At 71.4% G+C, this 14511-nt stretch carries 12 protein-coding genes; 7 read left to right on the forward strand and 5 right to left on the reverse strand.

Going from position 1 to position 14511, the window contains the following annotated elements; genetic code table 11:
• Positions 1 to 19: 19 nt before the first annotated feature.
• Positions 20 to 679, reverse strand: coding sequence for a CatB-related O-acetyltransferase (locus tag ADK54_RS38480; RefSeq protein WP_053730471.1), 660 nt, complete (start codon positions 677 to 679; stop codon positions 20 to 22).
• Between the two features lie 212 nt (positions 680 to 891).
• Positions 892 to 1149, reverse strand: coding sequence for a hypothetical protein (locus ADK54_RS38485; RefSeq protein WP_053730472.1), 258 nt, complete (start codon positions 1147 to 1149; stop codon positions 892 to 894).
• Between the two features lie 366 nt (positions 1150 to 1515).
• Between ADK54_RS38485 and ADK54_RS38490 the strand changes: the two genes are divergently transcribed.
• From ADK54_RS38490 to ADK54_RS38515, 6 genes are all read left to right on the forward strand, one after another.
• On the forward strand, positions 1516 to 2661 hold the full coding sequence (locus tag ADK54_RS38490) for a winged helix DNA-binding domain-containing protein (protein ID WP_053730473.1): 1146 nt from the start codon (positions 1516 to 1518) through the stop codon (positions 2659 to 2661).
• 349 nt (positions 2662 to 3010) lie between these two features.
• A complete protein-coding gene (locus tag ADK54_RS38495; RefSeq protein ID WP_234392382.1) occupies positions 3011 to 3481 on the forward strand; it encodes a pyridoxamine 5'-phosphate oxidase family protein in 471 nt (156 codons plus the stop codon).
• 115 nt (positions 3482 to 3596) lie between these two features.
• Positions 3597 to 6704, forward strand: coding sequence for an amino acid adenylation domain-containing protein (locus ADK54_RS38500; RefSeq protein WP_234392383.1), 3108 nt, complete (start codon positions 3597 to 3599; stop codon positions 6702 to 6704).
• A complete protein-coding gene (locus tag ADK54_RS38505) occupies positions 6701 to 7915 on the forward strand; it encodes a cytochrome P450 family protein (RefSeq protein WP_053730476.1) in 1215 nt (404 codons plus the stop codon). Before ADK54_RS38500 ends, ADK54_RS38505 begins: the two co-directional genes overlap by 4 nt.
• Before the next feature lie 47 nt (positions 7916 to 7962).
• On the forward strand, positions 7963 to 9189 hold the full coding sequence (locus ADK54_RS38510; protein WP_053730477.1) for a cytochrome P450: 1227 nt from the start codon (positions 7963 to 7965) through the stop codon (positions 9187 to 9189).
• Positions 9190 to 9480: 291 nt separating this feature from the next.
• Positions 9481 to 10284 (forward strand): maleylpyruvate isomerase family mycothiol-dependent enzyme, encoded by an 804-nt coding sequence (locus tag ADK54_RS38515; protein ID WP_053730478.1) that lies wholly within the window; start codon positions 9481 to 9483, stop codon positions 10282 to 10284.
• Here the strand turns inward: ADK54_RS38515 and ADK54_RS38520 are convergent.
• The 3 genes from ADK54_RS38520 to ADK54_RS38530 all read right to left on the reverse strand — a co-directional run bounded on the left by ADK54_RS38520 (position 10262) and on the right by ADK54_RS38530 (position 13335).
• Entirely contained in the window at positions 10262 to 10963 is a 702-nt protein-coding gene (locus ADK54_RS38520; RefSeq protein WP_053730479.1) for an HAD family hydrolase, read from the reverse strand. The genes ADK54_RS38515 and ADK54_RS38520 overlap by 23 nt on opposite strands.
• 41 nt (positions 10964 to 11004) lie before the next feature.
• Entirely contained in the window at positions 11005 to 12543 is a 1539-nt protein-coding gene (locus tag ADK54_RS38525; RefSeq protein WP_053730480.1) for a carboxylesterase/lipase family protein, read from the reverse strand.
• A 183-nt stretch (positions 12544 to 12726) separates the two neighbouring features.
• Complete coding sequence (locus ADK54_RS38530) at positions 12727 to 13335, reverse strand: TetR/AcrR family transcriptional regulator (RefSeq protein WP_053730481.1); 609 nt, start codon at positions 13333 to 13335, stop codon at positions 12727 to 12729.
• A 54-nt stretch (positions 13336 to 13389) separates the two neighbouring features.
• On the opposite strand from ADK54_RS38530, the gene ADK54_RS38535 reads away from it, so the two are divergent.
• On the forward strand, positions 13390 to 14346 hold the full coding sequence (locus tag ADK54_RS38535; protein WP_053730482.1) for a GNAT family N-acetyltransferase: 957 nt from the start codon (positions 13390 to 13392) through the stop codon (positions 14344 to 14346).
• Positions 14347 to 14511 lie beyond the last annotated feature (165 nt).

The raw sequence follows: 14511 nt of genomic DNA on the forward strand, positions 1-14511 counted from the left end.
GAAGCAGGGGCGCACCTCTTCACCGCCCCCGGCCACTGGGGCTTTCGGGGGCAGCGGCTTCCAGCTCGGCGACGCTCCCCGACATGATCGTCCGTACGTGCTCGGTGATGTGCTCCGCGGGCCAGTCCCACCAGGCCACGGCAAGCAGCCGGGCGATGTCCTGCTCGCTGTGGCGGGTGCGGATGAGGCGGGCCGGGTTGCCGCCGACGATGCCGAAGTCGGGTACGTCCGTGGTGACCACGGCGCCGGAGCCGATGATCGCGCCGTGGCCGATCCGTACGCCCGGCATGACCGTCGTGGCGTGTCCGAACCAGACATCGTTGCCGACGACGGTGTCCCCCCGGTTCGGCAGGCCGGTGAGCAGGTCGAAGTGCTCGGCCCAGGAGCCGCCCATGGTGGGGAAGGGGAAGGTCGAGGGGCCGTCCATGCGGTGGTTGGCCCCGTTCATGATGAACCGCACCCCCGTGCCCAGCGCGCAGAACTTCCCGATGACCAGCTTCTCCGGCCCGTAGTGGTAGAGCACGTTGCGCGTCTCGAAGGCGGTCGCATCGTCCGGATCGTCGTAGTAGGAGTACTCCCCGACCTCGATCAGTGGAGACTTCACCAGCGCCTTGAGCAGCACCACGCGCGGCTGCCCCGGCATCGGATGAAGGACCGTCGGGTCGGCAGGTACGGGCATCGCGAGTGGTTCCTTCCGGGCTGCGCACATCGGTATCCGCTCCATGATCGCAGCGCCCGGGTATCGATTTTCGCCCTGCGACGCCACCTGGCCGAGTGTGGCAGAGCCCGCGACAACAGTGCCTCCCCGGCGCCACAGGTGCGGTGCCGGGGAGGCCCTCTCTTGCTCTGTCATTCCGGAACTCCCGGGACTAACGGTTAGTTGACGGATCATCAGCGAGCCACGTAGCCGAAGCGGCCGCCGGTGGCCGGCAGGCCTCCCTGGCCGGGCTGGTAGGTGGTATCGGTGGCGGTGCCGGAGTAGTAGGTGTTGAGCTGGCTGAACGTGCCGGTGGAGGTGAGCCGGAATGTCTGCACCATGCCAGTGTCCGCCTTGCCGGCGCCGTCGATGTCCAGGTCCTCGCCGGGCGAACCGACCGCCGGGATCGACTCGTTGGCGGTGGCCGCGCCCGAGGGACGGTAGGTGACCATGGCCAGCGACTGGCCGAACCGGTCGCGGGCTCGGCGCCGCCGCCAAGCGGAAGGTCGGTCAGTCCAAGTGGATCGGCGCGCTGGGCGGGTCCAAGGTCGCCACGAAGATCACGCAGTTCGGCCACGACCTCGTATCCCCGGTCACCGGCCTCCTGGGATCCCTCGGATTCTGAACGACCAGCCATTGAACGATCAGCCATTAGGTGACGCATGGGGCTGGCGGCGCAGCTGCCACCGGCCGCTGTGCGCTGCGAAGCAACCCCGCCCTGAGCGGACCGCCGTGCTGCGCCGGCTCCAGGGCGACCGCACCGCACGTCGCCGCCGATGCTGGCGGTCGCGGGACGGGCCACGGCAGAATCGCCGACCATGGAGATCACCGAGCGCGAGCTCAACCGGGCCGGTCTGAGTCGGCAGTTGCTGCTGGCGCGCGAGCCGCTGACCGTCCCGGACGGCGTGCGGCGCGTGGTGGCGCTTCAGGCGCAGCACCCGGCCTCCCCGTACCTCGCGCTGTGGAACCGGCTCGTCGGCTTCGACCCTGCTGAGCTCGACGAAGCCTTCGCGCGGCGCTCTGTGGTGCGGGCGACCCTGATGCGGATCACCCTGCACGCGGTGCTCGCCGAGGATTACGAGGTCTTCCGCGGGGCGATGCAGCCGACGCTGTACAGCTCCCGGCTCGGGTACCGCTTCGCCGCCGCGGGGCTGACGCCCGCGGATGCCGAAGCGCTGGTGCCGGAGCTGCTTGCGTTCGCGGACCGGCCGCGGAGCATGGCCGAGATGCGGGCGTGGGTCGAGGAGCGGCTGGGCAGTGAGAAGGCGGGAGGGGGCTGGTGGGGGCTGAAGGCGTACGCGCCGCTGCACCACGCTCCGTCGGGCCCGCCGTGGTCGTTCGGCACCCGGTCGTTCTTCGTCGCGGCCGGGAAGGCGCCTGCGCCCACCGGCCGGACGGCTGACCCGGAGACCCTGCGGACCCTGATCCTGCGCTACTTGGCGGGGTTCGGGCCCGCTTCGGTGGCGGACGTGGCGCAGTTCGCGACGGTGCGACGGGCAGCGGTACGCGAGGCCCTGCGCGCCCTGACGGGTGCCGTCGTGGAGTTCCAAGGCCCCGGCGGCGTCACGCTGTTCGACCTGCCGGATGCCTCCCGGCCCCCCTCGGACACCCCCGCCCCGCCCCGCCTCATGGCGATGTGGGACAGCATCCTGCTCGCCTACGCCGACCGCAGCCGAGTGATCCCCCCGGCCTACCGCCCCGCCGTCATCCGCAACAACGGCGACGTGCTGCCCACCCTGCTTGTGGACGGGTACGTGGCCGGAGTGTGGCGCCCGGTGGACGCCGGCATCGAAGCCACGGCCTTCCACCCCCTCTCCCCCACCACGTGGGACGCCCTCGCGGCGGAGGCCGAGTCCCTGACCGCCCTCCTCGCCGACCGCGATCCGGCACCGTACAGCCGCTACAACCACTGGTGGACGAAGCTCCCCGACGCGGAGGTACGGGTCCTGCCGACGCGGCCCTGACCTGGGGGCAGGGCGTGGGCGAAGGCCACTTCGGTGCCGGCGGCCACGTCGAGCGACTCGATCTCGAACGCGGCGCCCCGCGCCCCGCGCCCCGCGCCCCGCGCCCCGCGCCCCGCGCCCCGCGCCAGCCTGGGCTTTTCACGTCCCGCACCCGGACGCCCCCAGAACCGGACAAAGCACGGCGGAAACCGGCTCAAAACTGCCTAAAGCGCAAGTTTATTGGCTATTTCGCCGGGGAGTGATCACTCGTTCTCAAGATTGCTCAACGCGGTGACGCCCACAACAGCGTCACCTCGGCCAATCCCTCGGCCAAGTCATCGAGACAGGAGCCCGACACATGCTGCCTTCCATGCCACGTCAGGACCGCGAGCGATTCCTCGCCGAGCCACTCGTCGGCGTGCTCGGCATCACCGACTCCCGGGGCGGCGACCGCGCACCCCTGATCGTGCCGGTGTGGTACGGCTACGAGCCCGGGGGCGAGGTAGTCGTCGGCACGAACCGGGAGAACATCAAGTCACGCCTCCTGCGCACCGCCGGGCGCTTCAGCCTCTGCGTGCAGGACGAGAAGCGGCCGTACCGGTACGTCAGCGTCGAGGGGCCGGTCACGGCGATCGAGGACCCGATACCGCCGGCCGTGCGCGAGGCACTGGCCCATCGGTACCTGGATCCCGCGGAGGCGCACGCGTATCTGCTGGCCACCTCGGCGCAGCTCAAGGACGACGTCCTCTTCCGCATGCGCCCGGAACGCTGGCGCAGCGCCGACTTCGCCGCGTTCGCGGCGGACTTCGCCGAGGAAGGCACGCGCGACAACACCGGCTGAGCGCCTCCCGTCCCGACATTCCCGCGCCGGCCGCGCAGGCCCGGCGCACGAAAGCCGTACAAGCGAGAAGGACTTGATGAACCACACCGATGTTCCGTTAGCCTCGTCACGCCCGTTGTCCGTTCCTCCGCGCCCCGCCGTCGGCACACCCGTGCCCGGCTATCCGCGGGACAGCGTCATCCCGGAGCTGTTCGAGGCGCAGGCCGCGGCCCGGCCGGACGCACCGGCGGCACGGCACGGGGAACGCGTCGTGACGTACGGTCAACTCGACGCCCACGCCAATGACTTGGCGGCGCGCCTCACCGCGCACGGCATCCGGCCCGGTGAGCTGATAGGCGTGTGCGGCAGCCGCTCCCTTGAGGCGCTGGTGGCGCTGCTCGGCATCCTGAAGGCGGGCTGCGCGTACGTGCCGCTCGACGAGGACCTGCCGCCGGCCCGGCTGCGGGCGATGGCCGAGGACGCGGGGCTCAGTGCCGCCGTCACGCTGCCCGGCAGTACGCGCCGCGTCCGCGGTCTACGCGCGTCGGTCGAGGTCGGTCCGCTCGGCCACGCCACCGACCACCTCACCCGGCCGGCCGCCCTCACACGGACCGGCTCCGCGACGGACTGCGCCTACGTGGCCTTCACCTCCGGCACGACGGGCCGCCCCAAGCCGGTCGCCGTACCTCATCGCGGCGTGGTGCGCCTGGTCCTCTCCGAGCCCCAACTGCCCCCGCCCGGACCGGGGGACGGGGTGCTGCACGCGTACGGCCTGTCCTCCGACGCCTCGACCATCGAGATATGGGGCGCCCTGCTCACCGGCGCCTGCCTGGTCCTGGCCGACCGGGAGGAACTGCTCTCCCCCGCCGCGCTGGAACGGCTCTTCCACGCCGCCGACGTCACCGTGGCCTATCTGACGACGAGCGTGTTCCACCTGGTCGCCCGGACCCGCCCCGAGGCGCTGGCCTCGCTGCGCTTCGTCTCCGCGGGCGGGGAGGCGATGGACCCGCGCCTCGCGAACGCCGTCCTCGCGGCCTGCCCCGACACGACGGTGGTCAACTTCTACGGCCCGACCGAGAACGCCGTGGTCTCCACCGCGCACGTGCTGAGCCCCCTTCCCGAGGATGCCGCGAGCGTCCCCCTCGGCCGCCCCTTCGGCGCCTCCACCTGCCATGTCCTGCGGCTGGACGGCTCGGTCGCGAAGCCCGGCGAGGAGGGCGAGTTGTACGTCGGCGGGGACGGCCTTGCCCTCGGCTACCTCGGCGACCCACGGCTCACCGCCCAGCGGTTCGTCGCGCTGCCCGCCGTCGAACCGGGCGGCCTTCTGTACCGGACCGGCGACCGGGCCGTGCTGACCGCCGACGGGCTCCTTGAGTACCGCGGCCGCCTCGACCGCCAGGTGAAGCTGCGCGGCGCGCGCATCGAACTCGACGAGGTCGAGGCCCGATTACGGGCCCACCCCGAGATAGGCGAGGCCGTCGTCGAGGCCGGCTCCGGCACCCTCACCGCCTACGTAACCGCCTCCCGACCCGGCCGTCCCCTGCCGCTGGCCGCCCTTCGCGCGTACTGCGCCCAGTGGCTGCCCGCACAGGCCGTCCCCGCCCTCGTCCCCATGGACCGCTTCCCGGTGACCAGCGGCGGCAAGATCGACCGCACCCGTCTGAAGTCACCCACACCGCCGAACGGCAGCGGCACGGAGGACGGGCCGAAGATCGAGGGGCTGCTCGACGTCCTCACCGAGGTGTGGCAGCAGGTGCTGCGCGTACGTCCGCTGCCCCAAGACGACTTCTTCCTGCTCGGCGGCGACTCCTTGCTCGCCTCGGAGGTCGTCACCCGCGCCCTGGCCGTGCTCAACCTCGACGCCGCCCTCGGCTCGACCCTGATCAGGGCGCTCCTGGCCGCCCCCACGCTGGAGGGCTTCACTGCCGCCGTGCGCGACGTCCGGGGCGGGTTCGGCCGGGCGGCCGGGCCGGAGCCGGTCGTCGACTTCGTACGGGAGACCGAGCTCGGCTTCGCCCTGCCACCCGCCGAGGGCCCGGACCCGCGCCCGCAGGACCCCAGGGACGTCCTGCTCACCGGGGCTTCGGGGTTCGTCGGCGCGTTCCTGTTGCACCGGCTGCTGCGCTCGACGGCCGCCCGCGTCCACTGCCCCGTACGGGCGACGAACCCGGCACACGCCGAGCAGCGGGTGCGCACCACGCTCGCCCGCTACGGGCTGCGCCTCGACGAGGCCGAGTGGCGGCGCGTGGAGTGCTTCCCCGGGGACCTGGCGCAGCCCGGACTGGGTCTTTCGACCACACACACCGCCGAGCTGGCCCGCCGCCTCGACCTTGTCGTGCACAACGGCGCGCGGGTCAACTTCCTTTATCCGTACGAGCAGTTGCGCCCGGCGAACGTCGACGGAACCCGGGAGGTCATCCGCATCGCGGCGCCCCGTCGCGTACCCGTGCACTTCGTCTCGACCGTCGCCGTCGTCGCCGGGTTCGGCACCGCCGGGGTCCGCGAGGTGGCCGAGGACCTGCCGCCGGCCCACGCCGACGGGCTCACCATGGGCTACGCGGAGAGCAAGTGGGTAGCCGAAGGGGTGTTGCGGAGCGCGGCAGAACAGGGGTTGCCGGTGGCCGTGTACCGGCCGTACGAGGTGACGGGCGACCGGGTGCACGGCGCGTGCAACACCGAGACGGCGATCTGTTCGCTGTTCAAGACGATCGCCGAAACGGGTCTGGCTCCCGGCATCGAGCTGCCGATGGACTTCGTCCCCGTCGACCACCTCGCCGAGTCGGTGGTGCACATCGCCACCCACCAGCGGGCCGACGGCCGGGTCTACCACCTCACCAACCCCCGCCCGGCGATGCTGTCGGACGTCCTGGAGCGGATGCGCGCGGCGGGTGTTGCCGTGCGGACGCTGCCGTACGCCCAGTGGGTCGGCGAGCTGGTGCGGTACGTCGCCGAGAACCCCGCCAGCGCCACGGCGCCGTTCGTGTCCCTGTGCGTGGACCGCAGCCGCAACGCCGACATGTCCGTCAAGGAGATGTACCTCAAGGGCACCTTCCCGGTCCTGGGGCGGAGCAACGCCGATCGAGCGCTGGCCGGCAGCGGGCTGCACTGCCCGCCGGTCGATGCCGCGCTGCTCGACCGCTACCTGGAGTTTTTCTTCGCCTCCGGCTACATCGCGCGGCCCGCACACCCGCTCGGCCACGGCACGCCGCGCACCGCCGCGGTGGGATCGGAGCACGCCGCGTGAGCCGCCCCGAAGCCCTCGTCCCGGTCCCGGAAGTCGAACCCGGTACGGCGGGACCGCCCTGTGCGTACGCCCGGCTGCGCGCCGAACAGCCCGTTGTCCAGGCGCAGTTACCCAACGGCGAGACCGGCTGGCTGATCAGCCGCTACGAGGACGTGCGTGCCGCGTTCGCCGACCCGAGGCTCGTCCGGCCGCTCCTTTCGGCCTGGCCGCTCCGCGAAGGGGCCGACGCCCCGCCGCCCGCCCTGCCGACCTTCCTGGAGATGACCGGCGAGCACCACGAACGCGTGCGCCGCGCCGTCCTGCCGATGTTCGGCCGACGACGACTGGAGTTCATGCGGCCCCGGATCCGGGCGATGGCCGGGGAACTCGTCGACGCGATGGTGGCCGGGACAGCGGACGGCGAGGCGGCCGATCTCGTCGCCTCCTACGCCGAGCCACTGCCGCTGCGCGTGCTGTGCGAGACCGTCGGCCTGCCGTACGAGGACCGCGAGATCTACCTTCCGCACACCCTCGCGCTCCTGGGGGCGTCCGGGCTCTCGATGGAGGAGGTGCTCGCGGCGCTGTACGCCCTGCAGGACTACGCCGACGACCTCATCTCCCGCCGGGAGAAGGACGGCGAGGGCGAGGACTACATCGGGCTGCTCCTGGCAGAAGCACTCCGCCCGGGGGGCCGGCTGAACCGGGACGACGTCGTCAGCTTCGTCGTCACCATGCTCATGGCGGGCTACAAGACCAACATCCAGCACACCGGCAACGCGCTGCTCGCGCTGCTCACCCGTCCCGATGAACTTCGCAGGCTGCGCGAGACGCCCGAGGGGATCGGCACTGCCGTGGAGGAGCTGCTGCGGTACGTGCCTCTGATGAACGCCATCAACATCCTTGTCGCGACGGAGGACTTCACCCTGCACGGGCAGCGGATCCGCGCCGGTGACGCGGTCGTCCCGGTGCCCGCGTCCGCCAACCGCGACCCGGAGCAGTTCGTCGACGCCGACCGCCTCGACCTTGCCCGCACCCCCAACGCGCACGTCGCCTTCGGGCACGGCCCGCACTCCTGCATGGGCGGACACCTGACCCGTCTGCAACTCGCCGTCGCCATCGAGGTGTTGCTGGAACGGCTCCCCGGGATCGAGCTGGCCGTGCCCGCGCGGACCATCCCCTGGGACGAGTCCACCCCGCTGCGCGCGCCGGCCGTGCTGCCCGTGCGCTGGTGACCACGCCCTCGTACCCGTACGCACCCCAGGAGAAAGGCCCGCACCCCATGACCACCCCCCAAGCACGCACCTCCGAGGGATCCCCGACCGGGGATCCCCTCCCTCACTACCCCTTCAGCACCCGGGGCGACCGGCTGGCCCCCGAGCTCGCCGAGCTCCAGAGCCGCTGCCCCGTGGCGCGGGTCAGCACCAACTCCGGCGACGAGGCATGGCTGGTCACCGGCTACGAGCTGGCCCAGCACGTGCTGCGCGACCGCGCCTTCGACCGCTCCGTACTGGGCCAGGCCGACAGCCCGGCGCAGGACGCTCCGATCATGGCGCCCGAACTGCTCGACGCCATGAACCACCTGCAGCAGGCCGGGCTGCGCGACGAGGTGCTCAAGGCCCTCGGCCGCGACCAGCCCGCGCTGCCCGCCGACTGGGTCGAAGGCGTGACCCGCGAGGGCCTGGAGGCGATGGTCCGCGAGGGCGGCCCGGGCGACTTGCAGCACCACTTCGCGGAGTGGGTCGCCGGGCAATGCATGTGCCGGCTGCTCGGCCTGCCCTTCGAGGACCACGCCTGGCTCGCGGTACGAGCCGACCTGGACCTGACCATGGTCACACCCACCCACGAGGAACTCGCCCGCAACTGGGAGGAGATCCGCGTGTACATGCACGAGCACATGTCCACTCGCAGCCCCGGCGCACCGCGCGGCCTGGCAGACCGCCTGGCTGATCTCAACACCGCACAGCCAGGTTTGACTGACCATCAGCTATCAAACATCGTATCCGTCCTCTTCGTCAGCGGGTACGAGGACTTCGCGAGCTTCCTGGGCGTGGCGGCCTTCAACCTGCTCCAGCGCCCCGAGGTCATGGACGCGTTACGAGCCCGCCCGGAAACGATGCCTCAGTGCGTGGAGGAGCTGCTGCGCTGCAGCGTGGTCCTGGGCAACGCGATCCCGCGCTTCGTCACACGGGACGCGCGGCTCGGCTCCGCCGAGGTGAAGGAGGGCGAGATGATCCTGCTCTCCCTGGACGCGGTGAACTACGACCCGGCCGCGTTCTTCGCCCCCGAAGAGTTCGACCCCACCCGTTCCCCCAACCCACATCTCCGCTTCGGCTACGGCCGCCACCACTGCCCCGGCGCCCATCTGGTCCGCCGCCAGTCCGACGTGGCCTTCCGCACCCTCCTCGACCACCTGCCCGCCCTCCGCCTGGCCGTACCACCGGCGAAGGTCCCCTGGCACCCGAACCGCATGGCCATCATGCCGGCGGAGATCCCGGTGACCTGGTGAGCCCCGCGGACGGTGCGGGCACGCCGGTGCGGTGACTGAGGATGCCCTCGTCCTCGACTTGAGTTCTGATGGGCGGGGGCGTCTCACAGACGTGTTCCGGCTGAGCGCGTCCATGCTCCGCTGAGGAGCCGAGGCGCGGATTGCGGAAAAGACGATCCCGGTGCTGCACCGGGTCGGCCGCCCGCGCCTCCACCGGGAGGACGGCACCTGCCAGGAAATCCTCCAACTCGCCCTATGGGCGGATAGGTTAGCCACACCTACGAACAGCGTCACGTCAGGAGTGCCGAAGCCATGGACTACGTTGCCCAGTTCCGTCGCGAGGTCGAGGCGTTCGAGGGCGCGGCCCGCGCGGCGTCGTGGGAGGCGGGCAGCGGCGGGGTGGCGCTGGTGCCCTCGTGCCCGGCCTGGTCGGTGGCCGATCTCGTGTTTCATCTGGGCGCCGTGCACCGCTATGTGAGCCACGTGATCAGCGAGGGGCTGATCGATCGTCCGAAGGACGACGACTTCACCTACCTGTCCCTGCCCCCGGACATGGCGGGCTGGCCCGATCCTCAACTCGCCCCGAATCGCGGCCCGTTGCCCGCCGGGCTCCTCGACTGGTTCCACGACGGGGCCTCCCGCCTGGCGGCACTCTTCGCCGAACGCGATCCCGCCGAGCGGGTGTGGTCCTGGTCGGACGAGCGGTCCGTGGGGTTCTGGCGGCGCATGCAGGCCATCGAGGCGGCCGTCCACCGCTGGGACATCGAGCACGCCCTGGGTACGGCCCAGCCCGTGGACCGGCAGCTCGCCGCCGACGCCGTGAGCCACACCTTCCAGGTCATGGCTCCCGCCCGCCGCACCCGCCAGAACGCACCGGCGGGCCAGGGCGAACGGCTCCGGTTCCGGCAGTCCGACGGCTCCGGCCTCTGGGTGGTGCAGATGGATCCCGAGGGCGTTCTGCTGAACGAGGGCGCCGGATGCTGTGACGTCGAACTGACCGCCACAGCATCGGAGTTGATGCTGTTCCTGTGGCACCGCATCCCCTCCGACGGCTTGGAGGTCCGGGGCGATGCCGCCCTCCTGGAGCGCTACTTCAAGATGGTCCCGCCGCTTTAGGCGTGGCCCCAGCGCCTGACGATCGTGTCGTGGCAGAGACGAAGGCCAGGATCTCCGGGACACCTTCGTTCAGCGTCGCGAAGTGCCGGTGTACGCCCGCCACCGGAACCGCGGCGTTGACGCCCCACACCTGCATGCCGGCCCGCAGTCCCGCCGCCACACCCGACGGGGCGTCCTCGACGACCAGGCAGTCCGCGGGTTCGGCCCCTAGCAGTTCGGCGGCCAGCAAGTACGGCGCAGGCGACGGCTTGCCCTCGGCCACGGCAGCCGCGTCCACGATGACACTCGGCACGGGCAGCCCGGCGCGGGCAAAGCGCCCCCGCACCCGGTGCTCATAGTTGGAGGTCACCAACCCCCAGGCCCCCGGCGCCAAACCGGTCAGCAACTCCCGCGCACCGTCGAACGCCGAGTAGACCCCTGACCGTACATCGTCGTCCTCCAGCGCGTGCAACGCGGCCAGACACTCCCGCGGGTCCCGGTCCGGCACGACTTCCGCGAAGGTCTCCATCGGCCTGGTCCGCAGCGCCACCCGGTAGGTCTCTTCGGGGTCCCGCCCGTACCGCGCCGCCCATGCCGCCCACACCCCGCGCTGGTTCTCCACGGCATCGATCAACGTGCCGTCGACGTCGAATAGGACACACTTCCCGCCGCCGGGCTGCCGCACATGCTCATCAGTCACGCCGTGATCATGCCAGGAAGCGGACGCCGGGTCGGTCGTAGCTACTCGCCGATCAGCGGCAGCACCGGAAACGTGTGGTTCTGCCAGATCAGGCGGGAGGAGTCCTCCGGGTACGCGGCGACAGCGGGCCGGGCGTCGAAGAGCTGGACTCGGCGTTGGTGGGTGTCGTACGCGGGCCAGCCGGGGTCGCCGCAGGCGGCGAACGATGTCCATGCCGTACGCATGCGGGCGGACAGGGCCTCCGCCTCCGGGGACGGCTCGGCACCGATCAGGAGCGCCGGCCGGCCGCGGTCCAGGTTGCCGAAGACCAGGGGTACGTCCAAGCCGTGGCACGCGCCGAAGGCGGCGCCCATGCCCGGTGCGGGCCAGGTCAACTCGTAGACGTGCACCCGGCCTCCGGCGGCGACCTGGGACTCGGCGAGGTGGAGGGTGGGCATGCGGAACAGCCAGTCGGAGTGGACCAGTTCGTACAACTCGTCCGGACCCGCCGTCGGGAATGCCTCCCGGTAGCGGCGCTCGCCGTCCGGGCCCGGGGCGAAGGTACACAGGGCGGTCGCGGCCTGCTCCTCGGTCACCTGGCCGAGCAGGCCGTCGAGCGCGGTGAACAGGCGCTGCTCCTCCCGGGTGTGGCCGACCAGAAGGCCGAGGTCCCGGCGCGCTCCGTCGGCCAGGGCCTGCCACGGCGTAGCGTCCAGGACGTCGCCGTCGACGACCGGCGCGAAGAGGATCGACCGGCGCGCGGGCCGGCCCCAGCGGTGCGTCCACCGGTCGATCTTCGCGGCGACCGCGTCACCGGCGGCGGACAGGCGATCCGGGGCCACACCGGCCAGGTCGGCCACCGTGGGCCGCAGCCCCAGCTCGGCGGCGCAGGCAGCCGTGATGTCCGCGGCGAGCTCGGGCGAGAAGAACGTGCCCGGTGCGCTCTGCACGACGGCCCGGTGGACGAGCCCGGCCGTACGGTCCATCGCGAGGAGCGCGGCGATCGATCCCCCGCCCGCCGACTGGCCGAAGACCGTGACCCGGCCCGGGTCCCCGCCGAAGGCCTCGATGTTGTCGCGCACCCACTCCAGCACGGCGACCTGGTCCAGCAGGCCCCGATTGGCGGGAGCACCCTCGATCTGCGCGAAACCCTCAAGTCCCACGCGGTAGTTGAACGTCACCACGACGACACCGCCGTCCCGGGCGAGCCGGCCACCGTCGTACTCCGGGAGGCCGGACATGCCGATCGTGTACGCGCCGCCATGGACCCACACCATCACCGGCAGCCCCGCGCCCGGGCTGGATTCCGGCGACCAGACATTGACCGTCAGCCAGTCGTGGTCGCCCGTGTCCTGCGCCAGCGCGTCCATGCCGAAGTGGCCGCCCTGCGGGGGCGGCGAACCGTACGAGAACGCCTCCCGAACCCCGCTCCATCCCCGCACGGGCCGCGGCGCGGCGAACCGCAACGCGCCGACCGGGGGCTCGGCGAACGGGATGCCGCGGAAAACCGCCACCCCCGCCTCCCAGCCGCCCTTCAACGCCCCGACCGCAGCGCGGACTTGGGGCCGTGAGTCGGCCACCTCGGACCCGGCAACAGTCATCGCGACTCCCCCTCAGGAACGTCAGACACGTCAGAACCCCAGGCACGTCGGAAATCTCAGGAAGGTGGAGGACGACGCACGGCCCCCACTCCCCGGATCATCCGCCGTGTCCGCACGCCGCGCCAGCCAATTACGGACGGCTCGCGGGGCCTGCGGGCAGCCGCCAGCCAGGAGGCCTCAGCTCTACCGCCCCCGTCCCGGACGATCCGAGATCGAAGCGAGGAAGTCGTCGAGCATGGCTACCTGCACGGCCTCGGTGAACCGGGCCGGATCGAAGAGGGCCTGGACCACCAGGCCGTGGGTGAACGCCACGGCGGTGGCGGCGAGTTGGTCCGGATCGGCCGATTCCGGCAGCTCCCCGGCGGCTCGCGCGGCTTCGAGGTGCGGGCTGATCGATGCGCGCAGCCGGGTGTAGCGATCGGCCTGTTCCGAGCCGAGCCCGTCGTCGGCGAGGGCCAGGTCCCAGGAGCTGACCCAGATCCGGTTGCGGGCGGTGTCGCCGGCGGTCAGCGGCAGGATGTCGAGGAGCATCGCCCGCAGCGCCGCGATCCCCTCGGCGGGACGCTCCCGGCGCGGCCGCTGAGCCGTGCGGGTCTCCAGCAGGTCCAGCGCATGGGCGACCAGGGCCCGTTTGGTCGGGAAGTAGTGCATGAGCATGCCGGTCGAAACACCCATGGCGGTCGCGACGGCCCGCAGGGTGAGCCCCCCGAACCCTCTCTCGGCGAGGACTTCCCACACCGCCTGGCTTACGTCTTCACGGCGGGCTTCACGATCTCCTGGCGCGGGTGGCATGCTGCTACCTTACATACCGAACGCTTGTTACGTACCTGTGGAAACGAGGGATCCGTGTTCGCACTGCCGCTCGGCGACGACGCTCAGCTCCGCCCCCTGGAACCCTGGCAGGCGCGGGAGTTCCTGGAGCACATGGACCGCGCCCGCCCGTATGTCGACCCGTGGATACCGTGGGCGACGTTCAGCACCGACCTCGTGACCGCCGAGGCCACCCTCCAGCGCTACGCGGACCGGCAGGCCGAGGACTCCCGCCGGATCTACGGGATCTGGCTCGACGGCACGCTGGTCGGCGGGGTCATGTTCACGAGCTTCGACACGGCTTCGGGCGTGTGTGAGATCGGCTGCTGGCTGGAGGAGAAGGGCGCGGGGCGCGGCCTGGTGACCCGGGCATGCCGGGTGCTCATCGACTGGGCCTTCACGGAACGGGCGATGAGCCGCGTCGAATGGTGGGTCGCGGCCGGCAACACCCGCAGCATCGAGGCCGCGCGCCGGCTCGGAATGACGCGCGAAGGCGTCCTGCGCGGACGCTACCCGTACCGGGGCGCACGGCAGGACTCCGAAATATGGGCGGTCCTCGCCGAAGAGTGGCCGCCCACCGAAGGGCCCGCGCCCGACGTCAAGGCCGAGCTCGACCGGCTGATGCACGCCTTCCTCGGCGCGTTCACCAACACCGGAGGCGGCCGGCCGAACGTCGACATCGTCCGGGAGGTGTTCGTTCCGCAGGGAATGATCATCAGCAACGTCGGGGGCGAGCCCGTGGTCCACGACCTCGACTCGTTCGTGGCGCCCCGGGAGAAGATCCTCAACGACGGCACCCTGACGGAGTTCTCCGAGTGGGAGGTCGCCGAGCGGACCGAGATCTTCGGCTCGATCGCACACCGCTTCAGCCGGTACCGCAAGTCCGGATGCCTCAACGGCGAATGGTTCGAGGGCTCCGGCCACAAGACGACCCAGTTCGTACGGACGCCTGCCGGCTGGAAGATGAGCTCACTGTCCTGGGACGACGAGTAGGGCCCTCGCTCCCTACCCCCGCGCACGCCATACCTCAACGAGCGGACGCCGCACGGGACTTCGTCGCGTCCGAAGGTGTGGTGTTGCGCGGGCGGTCTGGAGAGATCGAATATTCCCGACACATAACGACTCAATAACGGGACTAGTCCAAACTTCAGCACCTGT

Origin of the sequence: Streptomyces sp. WM6378, from assembly GCF_001279695.1 — a bacterium.
In the GTDB taxonomy this organism is placed as follows: domain Bacteria; phylum Actinomycetota; class Actinomycetes; order Streptomycetales; family Streptomycetaceae; genus Streptomyces.

Bases quoted from the DNA above. Each gene is read 5' to 3' on its own strand.
- ADK54_RS38480 (WP_053730471.1), bottom strand. From the start codon at position 679: ATGCCCGTACCTGCCGACCCGACGGTCCTTCATCCGATGCCGGGGCAG.
- ADK54_RS38485 (WP_053730472.1), bottom strand. From the start codon at position 1,149: ATGGTCACCTACCGTCCCTCGGGCGCGGCCACCGCCAACGAGTCGATC.
- ADK54_RS38490 (WP_053730473.1), top strand. From the start codon at position 1,516: ATGGAGATCACCGAGCGCGAGCTCAACCGGGCCGGTCTGAGTCGGCAG.
- ADK54_RS38495 (WP_234392382.1), top strand. From the start codon at position 3,011: ATGCCACGTCAGGACCGCGAGCGATTCCTCGCCGAGCCACTCGTCGGC.
- ADK54_RS38510 (WP_053730477.1), top strand. From the start codon at position 7,963: ATGACCACCCCCCAAGCACGCACCTCCGAGGGATCCCCGACCGGGGAT.
- ADK54_RS38515 (WP_053730478.1), top strand. From the start codon at position 9,481: ATGGACTACGTTGCCCAGTTCCGTCGCGAGGTCGAGGCGTTCGAGGGC.
- ADK54_RS38525 (WP_053730480.1), bottom strand. From the start codon at position 12,543: ATGACTGTTGCCGGGTCCGAGGTGGCCGACTCACGGCCCCAAGTCCGC.
- ADK54_RS38530 (WP_053730481.1), bottom strand. From the start codon at position 13,335: ATGCCACCCGCGCCAGGAGATCGTGAAGCCCGCCGTGAAGACGTAAGC.